This window comes from Aquirufa sp. A-Brett2-15D, assembly GCF_054558735.1.
In genome coordinates this window covers 608405-627260 of the sequence record NZ_JBSKFT010000002.1, presented here as the reverse complement: position 1 = coordinate 627260, position 18856 = coordinate 608405, and the positions used below count along the sequence as shown (strand labels likewise).

The window sequence follows — 18856 nt, the reverse complement described above, 5'->3', positions numbered from 1 at the left end:
TTAGCTTGAGAACATTTCAATTTATAGTACTTCTAATTTCTTATACTAGCTTTTCTCAAGTTCAAAACATACGAGGTAGGCTGCTGGATAAACATACCCAGCAGCCTATTTCATTTGCCGATATCTATTTATCCCCTTCTAATCTAATTGCTAAATCTGATTCTATTGGCAATTTTTCCTTTTTCAAACTCCCGCTTAATTCATACCAATTACGAATTAGAGCTCTAGGGTATCAGGAATTTAGTATACCCAAAATTGAGCTGATTGCCGGAAAAGAAAGTTATTTAGCCATTGATTTAGAGGAAAACCCTATATTCCTTCAGGAAGTTAGGGTCCAAGCAGAAAAACCAAAAGATGTTGCAAAAAATGAATTTGCCCTTGTCAGCACAAGACAATTTAGCCTTTTAGAAGCTCAACGTTATGCCGGTGGATTTCAAGATCCCGCGAGAATGGCATTGAATTTTGCGGGTGTAACAAACGCGGGATCAGACCAAAATAATGAAATCATTATACGAGGTAATTCACCGAAAGGTTTGTTATGGAGAATGGAGGGTATTGAAATACCAAATCCAAATCATTTTGGAGATGGACAAGGATCAACCAGTGGAATTATTTCCATGATTAATTCCACTAGTTTAGCCAATTCAGATTTTATGTCAGGCGCATTCCCCGCAGAATACGGCAACGCATCCTCAGGTGTCTTTGACTTAAGCCTTAGACGGGGGAATAATCTTCAGCGGGAATGGATGGCAACCCTTTCGGTAGTAGGTTTAGATGTGGCTAGCGAAGGTCCAATCGGTCAAAAAGGGGCATCATATCGGCTAGGTTTTAGGTATTCCACTTTGGAAATATTACTAAAATCAGGACTCGTCAATATTAATAGTGGAAATTTTAAACCTGCTTACCGAGACTTAAACTACTCACTAGAATTGCCTACAAAAAAATCAGGTTCCTTTACTTTATGGGGGATTGCGGGAGCTAATAATACAGAAGACTTAAAAACTACTACGAATGATTACACGAATAGTTATTTAGCCGTAGGTGGAATTTCGCATAAACTTCCCTTAAAAAAGGGCCATTGGAAAACAGTTTTGGCCTACACCACTGAGTCTACAGAAATTATTCATGAAGATTTTAACGTCAAAACTCGTGAACAAACCTACCAATACCCTTCCTGGCGGTTTAGTACCTATTATTTGCACCGCTTTAATTCAACAACTCAGTTGAAAATAGGCATCAATGGCAGTCAATTATCCTATAAATTAGTTGAAAATAGGAATAAAATCACCTACCTAGATGAAGATGATAAAACCTATTATTGGCAACAATACGTGCAATTAAATAAGAAATGGACTTCACAATTAAGCTTTACGGCCGGAATTCATCACTATCAATTTGAGTTAAACAAGGCACAAGGTTGGGAGCCAAGACTTGGTTTATCCTGGAATACCAATTCAGGTGGTCGTTTTAGTGTGGGAATGGGCGTTCACTCTCGCTTAGAGCCTCTCTCAGTCTATTTCTATAAAAGATACAAAGGTAAAATTGCAGAAATGCCTAATCAATCTATAAAACCAGCCGTATCACTTCATCAAGTGATTGCTTATGACCAAAAATTGGGAGAAAATACACGCTTGAAGATAGAAGCCTATCTACAAAATATTAGTCAAGCGCCTGTGGATTCAAATAGAAACAGTTCGTTCTCCCTTTTAAATTATAGTTCTGGAATTCCTACACAGGTTTTAGAAAATGTAGGAAAAGGAGAAAACAAAGGAATTGAATTAACCATTGAACGCTTTCTAAGTAATGATTTTTACTATTTAATTACAGCATCCGTTTTTGACACTAAATATCAAGCCAAGAAAAACGTTTGGTATAATACTCAATTCAATAATAATTATGCAGCTAATCTATTAGTAGGAAAAGATTTTCGTCAGAAGATTTCAGTGAATTTAAGGTATTTGATCAGAGGCGGAAATCGCTACACGCCTATTAATTTTGCTGAATCAATTAAAAGAAATACGACTGTTTTAACTTCAAGTCAAATGATGGAAGGTCAATACCCCACTTTTCATCGATTAGACTTATCGTTTGCCTATAAATTAAATAGAAAACAACACACGTGGACTTTTCGAGCAGACTTACAAAACGTCCTTAACATAAATAATATTATTGAGGAACGCTATGATGGAAATGCAAAAGCGCTTACCTATCGGTATGCGCTTCCACTTATTCCTATATTTAGTACTCGAGTAGATTTTTAGTCCGCTTATTTACCTAACACGATATTCACAATCCGTTTAGGAACTACAATTACTTTCGAAGGCGTTTTACCCTCCAAGTATTTAATTACCTGGTCGTTACTTAAAACCGCTGTCTCTATCTCAGCCGCTGAAGCTGTAACAGGAAAAGCTAGGGTTAATTTCACCTTACCATTGAAGGAAATGGGGTAATTGAAATCATTTTCTTCTAAGAAAGCGGCATTAAATACCGGGAACGAAGCCGCTGAAATACTACCCTCCTTCTCTCCTAGAGCAACCCATAATTCTTCCGAAATATGTGGCGCATAAGGAGATAACAAAATCACTAATTCACGCAGAATTGATTTTTTATGGCATTTCAATGCCCCTAAATCATTCACGCAAATCATTAAAGTAGAAACAACCGTATTGAAGGAGAAGCGATCTAAATCGTCTTGCACTTTGCGAATCGCCGTATGCAATACTTTCAATTCTTCTGGAGTTGCTGGAGCATCAACTATTTTCAATGTATTCGTATTGTCATCAAAGAATAAACGCCAAACCTTGCGCAAGAAATTATGCGATCCAGAAATACTATTCGTGTTCCAAGGTTTAAATTGCTCTAATGGACCTAAGAACATCTCGTAGACACGAAGGGTGTCTGCTCCGTATTTGATAATTAAATCATCTGGATTAACGACGTTAAACTTCGATTTCGACATCTTCTCTACTTCCCAACCACATACATATTTGCCATCCTCTAAAATGAATTCAGCATCAGCCGGCACATCATTTCTGGATTTTTTGAAGGCCTCTAAGTCTAGTACATCGTTTTCCACGATATTAACGTCTACGTGAAGCGCCGCCACATCGTATTGGTCTTTTAGGCCATGAGAAACAAATGTCACTTTGGTTGAATCCTTTAGGCGGTAAACGAAGTTAGAACGACCTTGAATCATCCCTTGGTTGATCAATTTTTTGGCAAATTCTTCTTCTGGCACGTAGCCTAAATCTTTTAAGAATTTGTTCCAAAAACGAGAATACAACAAGTGGCCCGTCGCATGTTCTGATCCACCAATGTATAAATCCACCGCTTTCCAGTAGTTAATCGCCTCCTTAGAAGCGAATTCACCAGAATTCGTCGCATCCATATAACGGTACCAATACCAAGAGGAACCAGCCCAACCCGGCATCGTAGACCACTCATAATCATATTGACCTTTGTACTTCCAGTCCAACGCAGCACGACCTAAAGGTGGCTCCCCCGTTTCCGTAGGCAGGTATTTATCAATCTTAGGGAGCTCTAAAGGCAAATCGGATTCATCGATTAGATGAGGTAATAATTCCCCATTGGAGGCAGGTTTAAAGTACACCGGAACGGGTTCACCCCAATAGCGTTGACGGCTGAAAACGGCATTACGCATTCTAAATTGTACCTTTCCTTTTCCAACCCCATTTTCTTCTAACCACTGAATTAAGGTTTCAGATGCCTGCTTATAGCCCATCCCATTAATCATTCCTGAATTAATGTATTTTCCTTCTTTCGTAGGATCCGCTTGTTTGTCGATGTCTTTTTGGCCATCTAAAATGGAAGGAATAGGCAAATCGAAATGTTTCGCAAAATTCCAGTCCCGTTGATCTCCTGATGGAACACCCATCACGGCACCAGTTCCGTATCCAGCTAACACGTAGTCTGCTAGGAATAAAGGAACGCGCTCTTGGTTCAATGGGTTGATTACAAAAGTACCCGTGAAAACACCTGAAACAGTTTTTACTTCGGATACGCGGTCTAGTTCTGAACGAGTTTTGGCCCAATTCACATATTCCTCCACCGCTTCTTTCTGTGAAGGCGTCGTTAATTCTGCTACCCACTCGTGTTCCGGCGCTAAGACCATAAAGGAAACCCCGTAAATAGTGTCCACACGCGTAGTAAATACTTTTATCTTCTTATCTGAAACGTTTTCAATGGCAAATTCCACATCTGTTCCAATCGATTTTCCTATCCAGTTGCGTTGTTGCTCCTTCAAAGAATCAGCCCAATCAACCTCCTCTAATCCTCTCAATAAACGATCCGCGTAAGCTGTGATTCGCATCGACCATTGGCGCATCTTCTTCTGCTCCACTGGATAACCGCCACGCTCAGAAACGCCCTCTTTCACTTCATCGTTCGCTAAAACCGTGCCTAATTTTGGACACCAATTCACAACTGAATCATCCAAATAGGCTAAACGGAAGCTCAATAAATAGGCATACTGCTCATCTGCGGACATCGCATTCCATTCTGATGCAGAAATTCGGGAGACGTCTTCATCGCAAACGGCCTTTAAACCGATGGAACCTTTGGCCCCTAAAATCGTCTTCAAAGTTTCTATAGACTCCGCTTTATCTGTTTCCTGGTTATACCACGAATTAAATAATTGCATGAAAATCCATTGCGTCCATTTATAATAAGAGGCATCCGACGTACGAACTTCCCTCGACCAATCGAAGGAGAAACCCATATTCTTTAATTGCTCGATATAACGAGTAATATTTTGTTCCGTAGTAATGGCTGGATGCTGACCTGTTTGAATCGCATATTGCTCTGCAGGTAGACCAAAAGAGTCAAAACCCATCGGGTGCAATACCTCATAACCTTGCAATCTTTTGTAGCGCGCTATAATATCCGAGGCGATATACCCTAGCGGATGGCCTACGTGTAATCCCGCTCCAGATGGATAAGGGAACATATCCAACACATAATATTTCGGCTTTGCCGGATTCACCTGAGCTTGGAAGGTTTTATTCGCTTCCCAAAAGGATTGCCAAGCTTTCTCGATCTCTCTAAACTGATACTCTGTACGCATAAATGATTGTTATTTCAAAAGGAGGTGCAAATTAAGGCTTTTTTGTGAAAAAATATTTACTCTACTTTGTTGGTAGATTAAGTAAAGTCTATTAACTTTGTAGGGAATTAGATAATCTATGCCACCTAAAAGGAATTTTCCGAGTATATTTAATGCTATCCAAACCATTTGGATGCGGGATCGCAGCATCACTGAAGTGATTATTCACATCAGTAATGCGCTTGCTTTGATGATCGTGGGGCATCTTTTATTCACCTACCTAACGGCTGAAAAAGTCATTGCCGTATTTAACACCGTAGATTCTTCCATTTTATATTACGTTTTAGGTGGGTTCATCGCGCAAATGATTGATGGTGCGCTGGGAATGGCCTATGGAGTAACTGCGACTACTTTTCTTTTATCTGTGGGTATCAGCCCTGCGGCAGCTTCGGCTAGCGTTCACGCCTCTGAGGTTTTTACTTCGGGTGTTTCGGGTTATATGCACTTGAAGTTTGGGAATGTGAATTCCAAATTATTTAAAACCTTAGTAATCCCTGGTGTTATCGGGGCTATACTTGGCGCCTATCTTTTATCTAGTTTAGAAGATTATGCAGGTTATATAAAACCCATTGTATCTGTCTACACTCTTTTTCTGGGGGCAATTATTATCCGAAAAGCGTTGATTAAACGCCAAGAAAAACGTCAATTGAAACGAGTAGGCTGGTTAGCTTTATTCGGTGGCTACTTAGATTCCATCGGTGGCGGCGGCTGGGGACCCATCGTATCGTCTACCTTAATAGCTTCAGGGCGTCATCCAAAATACACCATTGGAAGTGTGAATTTGACTGAATTCTTCGTTTCTCTAGCCTCATCGCTTACCTTTTTTGCGGTAATTGGTTTAGGTTACTTGCACGTAATCATCGGTTTAATCTTAGGTGGTGTCATTGCGGCACCTATTGCAGCCCGTTTAGCGAATAAACTTCCGGTTAAATCCATGATGATTCTGGTGGGAATCGTCATCATCATCGTCAGTCTCCGTCAGATTATCTTAGGGGTTCCAAAATTTTTATAGATATTTGCAGTCAATTGTCATAACAGGCTAATGATTGTCAACACGCAAACGCTTTTAGAGAAGTTTTTATCCTCCACCGGAGTATCGACTGATACCCGCAATATCCAACCTAGCAACCTGTTTTTTGCCCTGAAAGGCCCTAATTTCAATGCTAATGAAATGGCGGCAGAGGCTTTAGAGAAAGGTGCTCAATACGCGGTTATTGATGATGCTGATTATTTAGCTGGAGAACGGACTTTATTAGTAGAAGATGGGCTTTTGGCCTTACAAGCTTTAGCAACAGCCTACCGCCAGACCTTAACTATACCGATCGTAGGTCTAACTGGATCAAATGGAAAGACGACGACGAAAGAATTAATCTTTTCTGTTTTATCCCAAAAATACCATTGCTTCGCCACCACCGGCAACCTCAATAACCACATCGGCGTCCCGCTTTCGGTTTTATCCATCAAAAAGGAGCACGAAATTGCTGTCATTGAGATGGGAGCAAATAAGCAAGGGGACATCCGCGAATTAGTCCATATCGCACAACCCACGCATGGTTTAATTACCAATATCGGGAAAGCTCATTTAGAAGGTTTTGGTGGACTTGAGGGCGTTCGCAAAGGAAAAGGAGAACTATTCGATTATTTAAACGCATCGGGAGGAGTTACATTTCTGCCACAACAAGCGGGAGCTATAACTGAAATGTTTCAAGAGAGAGGAATGAATAATGCCGTTTATGTTAACGAGGCTCTTCCTACTTCCCTGGTCGAAGCTAAACCAATGGTACGCTTTTCTCTAGCTTCTGGGGAGGTGATCGATTCACATCTACCGGGCATTTATAATTTTGAAAATATTCAATTAGCGATCGCAGTAGGGAAATTCTTTCAGCTAAGCGATGAGCAATGTACTACTGGGATTAGCACCTATATTCCGAATAATCACCGTTCTCAGTTCATAAAAATAGGATCAAACCAAGTTTTGATGGATGCCTATAATGCGAATCCATCCTCCATGTCAGCCGCTATTTCGCACTTTGCTGCAACTGACGGAGAACCCAAGCTTCTCATTTTAGGAGATATGTTTGAATTAGGCGACTCGACAGCAGAAGAACATGCCAGCTTAGGGGAACTAATTGCAGGCTTATCCTTTGAAAAAGTATTATTAGTGGGTGAGCATATGCAACACGCTTTACTGCATTTGCCATCTGCCTATTATTTTCCAGATAAATTTGGCCTACATACCTGGCTTCAAGACCACCCCATTCACAGTAGTTTTCTTTTAGTTAAAGGTTCCAGAGGAATTCAGCTAGAAAGTGTTTTGGCATTTCTAGAAAATTCCAAATAAATGCATTAAATTTGCACTTTATTAAGAAAATACCTTTCAAAAAATACACACAATGGCATCACAATCGGGTACCTATGTACCATTCAAAGTTAAAGACATTGCATTAGCGGACTGGGGTCGCAAAGAAATTCAATTAGCAGAAGCAGAAATGCCAGGTTTAATGGCATTACGTACCGAGTTCGGTGCAGCACAACCTTTAAAAGGTGCGCGTATCGCTGGATGTCTTCACATGACGATCCAAACAGCGGTTTTAATCGAAACTTTAATCGCATTAGGAGCGGACGTTACTTGGTCATCTTGTAACATCTTCTCTACACAAGATCACGCAGCAGCAGCTATTGCAGCAGCTGGTATCCCTGTTTATGCTTGGAAAGGCATGAACGAAGAAGAATTCAACTGGTGTATCGAGCAAACTTTATTCTTTGGAGAAGATCGTCAACCATTGAACATGATCTTAGATGATGGTGGTGATTTGACAAATATGGTTTTTGATGAGTATCCTGAGTTAATCGGAAACATCAAAGGCTTATCAGAAGAAACTACGACTGGTGTTCACCGTCTATATGAGCGTATGAAGAATGGCACGTTATTCTTGCCAGCTATCAACGTGAATGACTCGGTAACGAAGTCTAAATTTGATAACAAATACGGTTGCAAAGAGTCCTTAGTAGATGCGATTCGTCGTGCGACTGACTTAATGCTAGCAGGTAAAGTAGCGGTAGTTGCTGGTTACGGTGATGTAGGAAAAGGTTCTGCTGATTCCTTACGTGGTGCTGGTTGCCGTGTATTAGTGACTGAGATCGATCCAATCTGTGCTTTACAAGCAGCTATGGATGGCTACGAAGTAGTTCCAATGGATGAGGCAGCAACTCGCGCTAACATCTTTGTAACGGCAACAGGTAACGTGAAAATTATCCGTGACCGTCACTTCAAAGCAATGAAGGACAAAGCGATCGTTTGTAACATCGGTCACTTCGATAACGAAATCGATATGGAGTGGTTAAATGGTAATTACGGTTCGACTAAGGATCAAATCAAGCCACAAGTAGATATGTACACCATCGACGGCAAAAACGTAATCGTTTTAGCAGAAGGTCGTTTAGTGAACTTAGGATGCGCAATGGGTCACCCATCATTCGTGATGTCAAACTCATTCTGTAACCAAACTTTGGCACAATTAGAGCTTTGGGCTAACTCAGCGAGCTACGAGAATAAAGTATACATCTTGCCTAAGCACTTAGATGAGAAAGTAGCGTTCTTACACTTAGCGCACATCGGTGCTAAATTAGAGAAACTAGAGAAAGAGCAGGCAGATTACATTGGGGTTCCTCAAGCAGGTCCATACAAGCCAGAGCACTACAGATACTAGGATTTATTTCCTGTTAGGTTTTCCAAAGGCCGCGACTCTTCGAGTCGCGGCCTTTTTCATTCCCTATTTATCAGTTACTTGGTAATCTCACTGAGCTAGCTTTGACCTATCAAAGATAAGTCTACCTTTATCCCAGTAATCACATTTAACCACTAATAAAATGAAAAATCTCTACGCGAGCTACCTCGCGCTATTCCTCCTTGCCTGCACTTTATTTTCTACTTCTTGCACGAAAGATCCAGCAGTTGAAATCATTCCTGTCAACTCCTCGCATACACTACTTAATGCGAATGGATTTCTAGCTTTTGAAAACCAAACCGCTTTCCAAGCTTACGTAGAAAAATTACATCGCAATCCTGCGGACCCTTCCATTCAACAAGACATTCAATTTTTTGAATCGCAAAGCACAGAACTAAACAAATTGGACTCTTTAAAACTGCATCAGTTAGCTGAATCAGGGGATTTAACCGGTTATGACCATATCCTTAAACTGATGGGTGATGACGAGGAAAAATCCCTTCAACCTATGGTAGATGATCCCACGCTAAGTCGACTAATTTCAAAAGACGGCCTCATTCAAATAGGGGGATTGGTTTATCAGGTTAGCCCCACGAAGGTCTTTCAAATCAGGAAAGAAGACTTCGAACAGAATAAAGAAGCCTTCCTTAAGATGCCTGAAAAAGTCATGAAAGTAGAAGCCTATACTAGTCAGCCATTAAAAGCTATCCGTCCTACCGGTACCTTGAAAATTTTGAACCGAACAGAAAGTAATTCAGTGAGCTATGAAAATCCGGGGCAAGGAACCTGCCGATTTACAGCTGAAGTATACCTCTTAGACTTAGGTTTTTACAGAAAACTAGCTGTGCGAGTAAAACATGAATGGCGTCAACGCTTTTGGTTTAGTTATTACTGGGGAAATAGCAGTGCGGCCATGTCAATGGAGGGTGACATTGATTTCTTAGAATATTATAGCTCCTTTTCTAAGCACTACTCCGCTTCTACGCAAGACGACTATAAAATTGAATCAGTCATTGATGAGACCTTTAATTACATTCCCCTGAATTGGCAATTTAATAATGGCACGGCTATTTGTCGTGGCAGAAATGGACTTTACTATTCCTTAACTATTTAATCCCAACAAGATGAAATTCTATTCCTCCCTAATTTTACTATTTGTAGCGCTGCAGGTTAGCGCTCAAGAATTGAAACCTCTTTATTCATTTTCTATTTTAACACCGTCATTCGGCGTCGAAAAGAGATTACAAGAAAATAACTCGCTGAAATTCTCCCTTGGAACCCTAACTGGATATGGCAATAAGGATGGTTTTCAAACGAAAGTGTTTTCCTTTAGAGGTGAATACCGGCATTATTATAATCTGCCTAAAAGGAGAGACGAAGGACGTCTCTCCACTAATTACTCCGGGAATTACGTCGGATTATTTGCGGAGCCATCTTTTGTTTTTATAAAAGGGCAGGAAGCAACGAATCTATATTCTGGAGGGGTTATGGGAATCCAACGAAACTATAACAGTCATGTTCATCTTGATCTTTCCATCCAGGCGGGGATAGGTCAAAATGGTTTCGAAACGAAAGCAGGATTGAGATTAGGATTTTGGGTAAAATAAATGCCTACAAGCGTCTGCATTTTTCATTCAAAAGCCGTATTTTTGCACAAAATAATAGCAAATAAGATATGAAATTTGGTGTAGTAGTATTCCCAGGATCCAATTGTGACGATGATACGGTCGGAGTCATTCAAAGTTTAGGCCACGAGGCTGTTAAACTTTGGCATAAAGAGACTGATCTACAAAACTGTGATTTCATCATCATTCCGGGAGGTTTCTCTTATGGAGATTACTTGCGTTCCGGTGCGATTGCACGCTTCTCCCCTATTATGGACCATGTGATCGAGCATGCAAAAAATGGTGGCTACCTAATGGGTATTTGCAATGGATTTCAGGTGTTAGTGGAAGCGCATTTGTTGCCAGGCGTTTTATTAAGAAATAGTTCTCAGAAATTTATTTCGAAGAATATCTTTATGAAAGCGGCGACAACTAATTCTTTATTAACACAAGAGCTAGATCCAAACAAAGCCTATAAGATACCCATCGCTCACGCGGAAGGTCGTTATTTTACAGATGAGAAAACATTGGCTTCACTTAAGGCAAATGATCAAATCTTATTCTATTACTGCGATGAGAATGGTCAAGTGACGGAAGAATCTAATCCCAATGGCAGTCTATTAAACATTGCAGGTATCTGCAACGAAGGTAGAAACGTATTCGGTTTAATGCCTCACCCGGAAAGAGCCGCAGATCCAGATTTAAATAACACAGATGGATTAGAGATTATGAGGCAATTGATTTTGCAAACGGTTTAATCTATTGCACATATAAAAAAAAGGCTCTTCGATTGAAGAGCCTTTTTTTATGCAATGGCAGTCTTATCGGAGATCATTTACTTCAACCCCTGGAAATGTTTTCTTATCGAAGTTGAATACTTTGTCATCCGCATTCACTTTGGCGTTTAATTTAGAGACCTTAAACAGCTGTTTCTTTCCTGCTTTATTGATGATGGTCCATTCTGTAACTGAAAGGTCTTTAGTTTTGATTTTCAGAGCGATACTCTTCACTTGAGTACCTTTTGCCACTGGAGCTAATTCAACCGTAGAGATGCCAGCGGATTCGCCTTTTAAAGAAATCTTATACGACTTCTTATCGAATGAATAGATTTTAGCTGGATTTAAGTCGCCTTCGGATGGATCAAAACTCGAGATGTTTACCTCGTTAATCTCTTTAATGTAAGTGGCTACTTCTTTTCCATTATTAAAAATTTCTTGGCCAGCCGTTTTTAAGCGGAACTTAGTTCCTTTAACTGTAATTGAACCGGACATAGTGGCTGCGCCATCCGTTTGATAGGTGAAGTTAGCGGAGAAGGAACCCATCGCCTTGTACTTCTTTTGCATCCCATCAATCAAGCTCACGGCCTTATTCGATTGAGCAAAAACACTAAAACTTAAGCAAAAAAATAAGATGACCTTTTTCATATTATAAGTTTTTCAAAATCTCTTCTAATTCTGTTTCTGACTTAACTAATACTTCTCTGGCTTTAGAACCACCAAACGACCCCACTATTCCCACCGCCTCTAATTGATCAATTAATCGACCCGCTCGGTTATACCCTAGCTTTAATTTACGCTGGATTAAAGAGGTACTTCCTTGTTGATGCATCACAACTAATCGCGCAGCATCATCAAAGAAGGAATCGCGATCACTCGGATCAAAATCTCCGCGATCTTGTCCACCCATCTCCTCTGAATCTGGCTCAGGCAATAAATAGGCCGAGGTATAGCCTTGCTGATTTCCAATGAAATCGCAAATATCTTCTACTTCCGGTGTATCAACGAAAGCGCATTGCAAACGAATAACTTCGGAGCCCATGGACAATAACATATCACCCATCCCCACTAACTGATCAGCGCCACTGGCATCTAATATGGTTCGGGAATCTATTTTAGACATCACCTTAAACGAAAGGCGTGCCGGGAAGTTCGCCTTAATCGTACCCGTAATAACGTTCACAGATGGACGTTGCGTAGCCACCACCAGGTGAATACCAATCGCACGGGCTAATTGCGCTAAACGAGCGATAGGATGCTCTACTTCTTTACCGGCCGTTAACATCAAATCTGCTAATTCATCGATCACAAGAACGATGTAAGGCATGAAATCATGCTCATTCGGATTCAAACGGCGGTTAATGAATTTCGTATTGTATTCCTTAATGTTACGGCAACCCGCATCTTTCAACTTATCGTAACGTAAATCCATCTCTTTACAAAGTGAATTCAAGGTGTTTACGACCTTTTTCGTATCTGTTATGATGGCTTCGGCAGAATCAGGAAGACAAGCTAAGAAGTGACGCTCTAACTTATTAAAGAGTGATAATTCGACTTTCTTCGGATCGACTAATACAAACTTTAAGGTAGCTGGGTGTTTCTTGTAAATCAAGGAGGTCAAAAGCATATTTAACCCAACTGACTTACCTTGACCCGTAGCTCCTGCCATTAAGAGGTGAGGCATTTTGGCCAAATCCGCTACAAAAATTTCATTCGAAATGGTTTTGCCTAAAGTGATAGGTAAATCGAAGGTTGATTTTTGGAACTTCTCCGAACCGATCACCGCACGCACAGGAACCATCTCGCGATTCTTGTTCGCTACTTCGATACCGATGGTGTCTTTACCTGGCATTTGACCAATTATACGAACGCCCATCGCTGCTAAGGAAAGGGACAAATCATCCTCCAGGGAAGTGATTTTACTTACCCGAACTCCGGCTTTAGGAACAATTTCATACAAGGTAACAGTGGGCCCGATCGTGGCTTCGATCTTCTGAATCCCGATTCCGTAATTCAATAAGGTCTCTACGATCTTCTCTTTATTCGCCTTTAACTCATCCATCGTCACTTGCGATGTTTGGTTCTTTTGATCGTACTCCTTTAATAAGTCGATGGTTGGAAACTGATAATTAGGTAAATCTGCCGTGGGATCATATAGTCCAAACTGCTCCACTAAATCATTTGCTTTTATTTCTCTAGATGCCGGTGTCGGTTCTTCTTCAATCACCTCATCTGCGACACCTGCCACTTTAAAGGTAAAGTCAAGATCATCTTCTTTCTTTTCTTCCTCTATTTCAGGTTCTGGTGCGACCACTTCAGGCTCCGGTACTACCTCTTCCACCACTGCAGGAACAATAGGTCTGAATTTCTCTAAATCATCATTATCCACATGCACCGCAGGTCCATCCTCATCCATAAATAGACTCTCCTCTACCTCATCCTCCTCTTCGGTTATAACGGGCGCTGAAGCAGACGCCTTCTTTGGATTTAATTGATAAAATAAAACCAAGAAGATAAATCCACCAAATCCAATCACGAAAATGGATAAATAGCCTAGCAACTGGTAGAGTTTTTCATTCACAAAATAACCCACACCTCCACCTATCGAATGCGGCAAATCTAAGGAGAAAACAAAGAATCCGGCTAATAAACTAAGCCACAAGATGTAGAATAACACTTGCCAAGAAAGGCGCTCTAAAGAAAATAGTTCTTTTTTAAAGCCGACCTTTAAAGCGGATAGATAAAATAATGGGATCAATAATAAGGTGGACCACCCGAAAGTTTTGAATAAAAAGAAGTGGGCTATTTTAGCCCCTAATAAACCCGCTAAGTTTTTGATTGGAATATCGGATCCTTGAATCGTATCCACCACGCCACGTTCCACTTCGCTTTGATCTGAAACTCCTACGAAGAAACTTGAACCAAATGAAACCAGTAATAAAGTGCCAATTAGAAATAAAAATGCTGAAACGATTAACTGAAAGCGATATAAAACAGCGCCGTCCATTTTTCTTTTGGGCTTATCTTGCTCAAAATTAAGTTGTAAAGTGCTTGTAGTGTTACTAATCTTTTTTGCCATGGAAGGAACAAGGGTATAATCTTATAAATTTCGCTTTTTTGATTCGATTTACAAAATCAAATTTACAGTCCTGCTGCTATTATTTCTTTATTGATTTCTTTGATCAACGCAGGGCCTTCATAAATGAAGCCAGAATAGATTTGAATGAGTGAGGCACCGGCTTTTAATTTCTCTACCGCATCTGCTCCAGAGTGAATACCGCCTACCCCAATGATGGGAAATTGCCCCTTTGATTTTTGGTGCAAATAAGCCACCACTTCCGTGGAACGTTTAGTCAAAGGCTTACCACTCAATCCTCCCGTTTCTTGACAATTCGACGATTGCAATCCTTCGCGAGATAAGGTAGTATTCGTGGCAATAACTCCCGCTAACTTAGTTTCCAATACAATTTCTATCACATCATCTAACTGATCATTACTTAAATCAGGGGCAATTTTTAATAGGATGGGCTTCTGAGCAGGTTTTAAATTATTTAAATCTTGTAATGTTTGTAATAATTTTTTCAAAGGCTCTTTCTCTTGCAATGCCCGTAGATTAGGGGTATTGGGGGAACTTACGTTCACCACAAAATAATCTACTACCTCATATAATGCTTCGAAACCTTGGCAATAATCATCATCCGCTAATTCATTCGACGTTACTTTATTTTTTCCCAAATTCCCTCCCACAATCACCTTAGAACGACGTTTTTCTAATCGCACTTTCATCGCAGCTAGACCCTCATTATTAAAGCCCATTCGATTTATTATCCCTTCATCTTCTAATAAACGAAACAATCGGGGTTTAGGGTTTCCATCTTGTGCTTTGGGCGTTACCGTTCCTACTTCAATAAAGCCAAAACCTAATTCTGCAAATTCATCGATCAATTCAGCATTTTTATCAAATCCAGCCGCTAATCCTACCGGATTAGGAAAATGAAGACCAAAAACCGTTCGCTCTAAGCGCTTATCCTCTACTTGAAACAACACCTTGAACACATACGACATCCCAGGAATGCGCAAGCTAAAGCGAATCAAATCAGTCGCTAAGTAATGCGCGCGCTCTGGATTAAATAAGAAAAAGAGTGGTTTTATGAAAATTTGATAAAACATGTGGATTTTTCTGTCGATTTAAAAGACAAAAATACAAAAAAGGACCGTCCCATGCCTCACTCTGAAAAAAAATCCTAATTTTAAGATATCAAGCATTTGAAATTAAAATTATAGCCTATGTTAAGTCGTGTAGCTAATTCCATCTATTGGATGAACAGGTACATCGAGAGAGCTGACAATTACGCCCGCTTTATCTCTGTGAATTTTAAACTCGCCTTAGATTTACCCCCTAATGTCCCAGAACAATGGGAGCCTTTAATTGTGGCCACGGCGGATCATTATAATTTCTTTGAGCATTATTCGGAAGCGAATAGAGAGAACGTATTATATTTTATGACATTTGATGAGAATAACCCAAACTCCATCCTGTCTTGCCTCTATTCAGCTCGCGAAAATGCCCGCACGATTCGAGAAAGTATTTCAAGGGAGATGTGGGAATATGTTAATCAAATATACTGGACAGTAAAAGAACGCGTAGAGGGAAGTAAGAGCTGGGAAATATCTCGCTACCAAGGTTTTTTAGAAGAAATTAAATCTGGAAGTCAATTATTTTATGGCATTGTGGATTCGACGATTACCCGCGGAGAAGGCTGGCATTTTGGTCAATTAGGAAAATTACTGGAGCGCGCAGACAAAACGACCCGATTCCTGGATGTAAAATATTTTACCTTATTGCCCAATGTGGAATCAGTTGGTTCGCCTTTGGATCTGTTGCTTTGGTCCTCTGTTTTAAAATCCGTTTCTGCCTACAATATGTTTCGCCAGCAATACAAAGTGGTGAACCCCACCAATATTGTGGAGTTTTTAATTCTAGACAAAGGTTTCCCGCGTTCCGTTGTCCATTGCCTAACAGAAGCCGAGCAATCCCTTTATGCGATTTCGGGCACCTCTTTCGATCACGGCTACTCTAATCAAGCGGAGAAAAAGTTATCTAAGATTTTATCTGAAGTACAATTCACGGAAATCGAAGACATTTTAAATACCGGTTTACATCAATTTTTAGATAATTTTCAAAAATCAAATAACGATATTGGACAGACAATTCATAACACCTATTTTGACCTGAAACCGGTTAATTAAACCCAGCTTTTCAAATAAATAGTGTAATATTGCTCACTCATTTGCCAGCCTCATTTTATGACATATTGTTTAGGAATTACCGTTAAAGAAGGACTTGTTGCCATCGCAGATACCCGAATTACAGCGGGGAACGAGGTGTATTCGAATAAAAAAATCTCTATTCACGAGATCAACAATCACTCCCTTTTTATCATGACCGCTGGATTGCGTTCTGTTCGAGATAAGGCGGTAACTTATTTTAATCAGGCCATAGTAGACGAGGAAGAAAGCTACGATTACATGTTTCAGGCGGCTACGTCATTTGGCCAAAAACTGAAACAAGTAGCCGCAGAAGACCGCGAAACGCTGGAAAAAGAAGGTTATGCCTTTAATTTACATGCCATCGTGGGCGGACAAATGCCTAAAGATGCAGAACATAAGCTATTTTTAATATTCCCTGAAGGGAACTGGATCGAGATTAATGAGGGTTTAAAATACCAGATTATTGGTAATTCTAATTACGGTAAACCCTTATTAAATAGAAACCTAACACATGAAACCTCTCTAAAAGAGGCTCTAAAAATGGGTTTTCTTTCTTTCGATGCTACCCAAGTCAGCGCAAATGATGTGGATTATCCAATTGATGTGGTCGTTTACGAAAAAAATAGTTTTAAGGCGAGAGAAATCAGACTTCATAAAGAAGATATGGAAGCTATCTCAGATGATTGGAACGAAGCCTTGCGCAAATCTCTTGAAGGAATCGATGAAAGTTGGATGAAAGATTTAATTTCAAAAAAGAAATGATCGCACGCATACAACACAAATTAAGATATGATTACAGTGAGGCGGTCACTTTGGACCCCCATATCCTCTATTTACACCCCCGGAAAAGCGCCTTATTATCCGTTCAAGAATTTACTATACAGATTGATCCGGCTCCAGTTCAAACTTCAAAAAACCTAGATCCGGAAGGCAACATTCAAAATATTCTCTTTTTCAAAGAGCCTACCTCCTATTTATCCATTGAGGTACAGACGACGGTAGAAACGACGGAATTCAATCCTTTTGATTTTGTCTATTTCCCGTTTGAGAGTAAAACGTTACCCATCACCTATTCTACTTCCTACCAAAAAACGTTGAGTCCTTATTTAGGTCTAGAGGGGGTAACACCGAATGTGGAGCAAATGGCTCGTCAAATCGCATCAGGAGTACGTTATAGCACCTCCGACTACCTATCAGCCCTCAACGAATTCATCTCCAGTAAATTTGCCTACGAAATTAGAGAAGAAGGAGCGCCGAATACCCCCGAGTTTACCCTGATTAATCGCAAGGGATCTTGCCGCGATTATGCGGTCTTATTTTCTGCTTTATGCCGTGCCTTGGGACTAGCGACGCGATTTGTATCTGGGTATTACATCGGAGTTGCACCCGTTGATGTGCCTAATCAAACACATCATTTACATGCTTGGGTCGAAGTTTATTTACCTGGTGGCGGGTGGAGAGGGTACGATCCCACGCAGCATGAAGTGGTTTCTGGGAATCATATTCCTTTAGCCGCCTCTTGTTTACCAGAGGAAATTACACCGGTTTTCGGGTCTTACCGAGGAGCGGCTAGCTCTATTTTAACGACTAACGTATTTATTGAGCGAAATTAGCCGACTAATAATTGGGCCAAAAGATAATCTGCAATCAAAATTGCGATACATGAATTCGTTACCGCAGCCGTACTCGAAGTCCCCACCTCATAAGCCCCGCCCTTCGTATGAAAACCCTTGAAGGCTGAAATCGTTACGATTAAAAAGGCAAAAACTACTGATTTCGTCAATGCAAAAATCATGTAATTCCCTTTGAATTGAAATTGTAATCCTTTAATGTATTCTTGAGGGGAAATTGCACCTGTTAACCATCCAGCTAAATAGCCACCATAAATCGCTAGAAAACAAGCTAAGGTAACTAACATGGGGAAAGTGATTAACGCAGCGATAATTTTAGGCAATACTAAATAGGATCTAGAATTGATTCCCATTACTTCTAACGCATCAATTTGTTCCGTGATCCGCATCGTTCCTATTTGACCAGCAATATTAGAACCGATTTTACCCGCTAAAACAACACAAGTAATGGTAGGACCCATTTCCAAAATCGTAGTATCACGCACAATTAGACTGATAATGTACTGCGGAACAAAGGGGTTATCCATGTTAGCCGCGGTCTGAACGCAGGTCACAGCACCTAAAAACGAGGATACAATGGCCACAATTAAGACCGAGTTGATACCAATGTCGACACATTCTTGAAATGTCAAGGCGAGATAAACCCGAAATTTTTCTGGATTTGTAAAAAGCTTACCCAGGAAGATTAAATATTTGCCTAATTTTGACATCTGATTGGTATATT

The 18856-nt window shown here is 40.3% G+C and carries 15 protein-coding genes; 10 read left to right on the top strand and 5 right to left on the bottom strand.

Annotated elements, in window-relative coordinates; translation table 11 throughout:
- Positions 1–5: 5 nt before the first annotated feature.
- Positions 6–2261: a TonB-dependent receptor gene (locus ACST14_RS08060; RefSeq protein ID WP_459462385.1), complete on the top strand. Its 2256-nt coding sequence runs from the start codon at positions 6–8 to the stop codon at positions 2259–2261.
- Positions 2262–2266: 5 nt separating this feature from the next.
- On the opposite strand, the gene leuS is transcribed toward ACST14_RS08060, so the two are convergent.
- Positions 2267–5083, bottom strand: coding sequence for a leucine--tRNA ligase (leuS, locus tag ACST14_RS08055; protein WP_459462383.1), 2817 nt, complete (start codon positions 5081–5083; stop codon positions 2267–2269).
- Positions 5084–5255: 172 nt separating this feature from the next.
- Between leuS and ACST14_RS08050 the strand changes: the two genes are divergently transcribed.
- The 6 genes from ACST14_RS08050 (at position 5256) to purQ (ending at position 11212) form a co-directional block, all read left to right on the top strand.
- Positions 5256–6134, top strand: a complete 879-nt coding sequence (locus ACST14_RS08050) for a sulfite exporter TauE/SafE family protein (protein ID WP_459462381.1) — start codon at positions 5256–5258, stop codon at positions 6132–6134.
- A 30-nt stretch (positions 6135–6164) separates the two neighbouring features.
- Positions 6165–7463 carry a UDP-N-acetylmuramoyl-tripeptide--D-alanyl-D-alanine ligase gene (locus ACST14_RS08045; RefSeq protein ID WP_459462379.1) on the top strand — a complete coding sequence of 433 codons (1299 nt, stop codon included), beginning with the start codon at positions 6165–6167 and terminating at the stop codon, positions 7461–7463.
- Between the two features lie 52 nt (positions 7464–7515).
- On the top strand, positions 7516–8832 hold the full coding sequence (gene ahcY, locus ACST14_RS08040; RefSeq protein WP_459462377.1) for an adenosylhomocysteinase: 1317 nt from the start codon (positions 7516–7518) through the stop codon (positions 8830–8832).
- A gap of 160 nt (positions 8833–8992) precedes the next feature.
- Positions 8993–9964: a hypothetical protein gene (locus ACST14_RS08035; protein ID WP_459462375.1), complete on the top strand. Its 972-nt coding sequence runs from the start codon at positions 8993–8995 to the stop codon at positions 9962–9964.
- Positions 9965–9974: 10 nt separating this feature from the next.
- Positions 9975–10457, top strand: a complete 483-nt coding sequence (locus ACST14_RS08030) for a hypothetical protein (protein ID WP_459462373.1) — start codon at positions 9975–9977, stop codon at positions 10455–10457.
- 68 nt (positions 10458–10525) lie between these two features.
- Positions 10526–11212 (top strand): phosphoribosylformylglycinamidine synthase I, encoded by a 687-nt coding sequence (purQ, locus tag ACST14_RS08025; RefSeq protein ID WP_459462371.1) that lies wholly within the window; start codon positions 10526–10528, stop codon positions 11210–11212.
- Between the two features lie 63 nt (positions 11213–11275).
- Here purQ and ACST14_RS08020 read toward each other — a convergent pair whose 3' ends face one another.
- The 3 genes from ACST14_RS08020 to ACST14_RS08010 form a co-directional block, all read right to left on the bottom strand.
- On the bottom strand, positions 11276–11878 hold the full coding sequence (locus tag ACST14_RS08020) for a LolA family protein (protein WP_459462369.1): 603 nt from the start codon (positions 11876–11878) through the stop codon (positions 11276–11278).
- Between the two features lies 1 nt (position 11879).
- A complete protein-coding gene (locus ACST14_RS08015; protein ID WP_459462367.1) occupies positions 11880–14309 on the bottom strand; it encodes an FtsK/SpoIIIE family DNA translocase in 2430 nt (809 codons plus the stop codon).
- A gap of 62 nt (positions 14310–14371) precedes the next feature.
- Positions 14372–15400, bottom strand: a complete 1029-nt coding sequence (locus tag ACST14_RS08010; protein ID WP_459462365.1) for a quinone-dependent dihydroorotate dehydrogenase — start codon at positions 15398–15400, stop codon at positions 14372–14374.
- 117 nt (positions 15401–15517) lie between these two features.
- Between ACST14_RS08010 and ACST14_RS08005 the strand changes: the two genes are divergently transcribed.
- From ACST14_RS08005 to ACST14_RS07995, 3 genes are read left to right on the top strand one after another with little or no spacing between them, the layout of a single operon-like run.
- Positions 15518–16480, top strand: a complete 963-nt coding sequence (locus ACST14_RS08005; RefSeq protein ID WP_459462363.1) for an alpha-E domain-containing protein — start codon at positions 15518–15520, stop codon at positions 16478–16480.
- A 57-nt stretch (positions 16481–16537) separates the two neighbouring features.
- Entirely contained in the window at positions 16538–17263 is a 726-nt protein-coding gene (locus tag ACST14_RS08000; RefSeq protein ID WP_459462361.1) for a peptidase, read from the top strand.
- Positions 17260–18114 carry a transglutaminase family protein gene (locus tag ACST14_RS07995; RefSeq protein ID WP_459462359.1) on the top strand — a complete coding sequence of 285 codons (855 nt, stop codon included), beginning with the start codon at positions 17260–17262 and terminating at the stop codon, positions 18112–18114. The genes ACST14_RS08000 and ACST14_RS07995 overlap by 4 nt, the downstream gene beginning before the upstream one ends.
- Here the strand turns inward: ACST14_RS07995 and ACST14_RS07990 are convergent.
- Positions 18111–18842: an MlaE family ABC transporter permease gene (locus ACST14_RS07990; RefSeq protein WP_459462357.1), complete on the bottom strand. Its 732-nt coding sequence runs from the start codon at positions 18840–18842 to the stop codon at positions 18111–18113. The two genes, ACST14_RS07995 and ACST14_RS07990, sit on opposite strands and share 4 nt — an antisense overlap.
- Between the last annotated feature and the right edge of the window lie 14 nt (positions 18843–18856).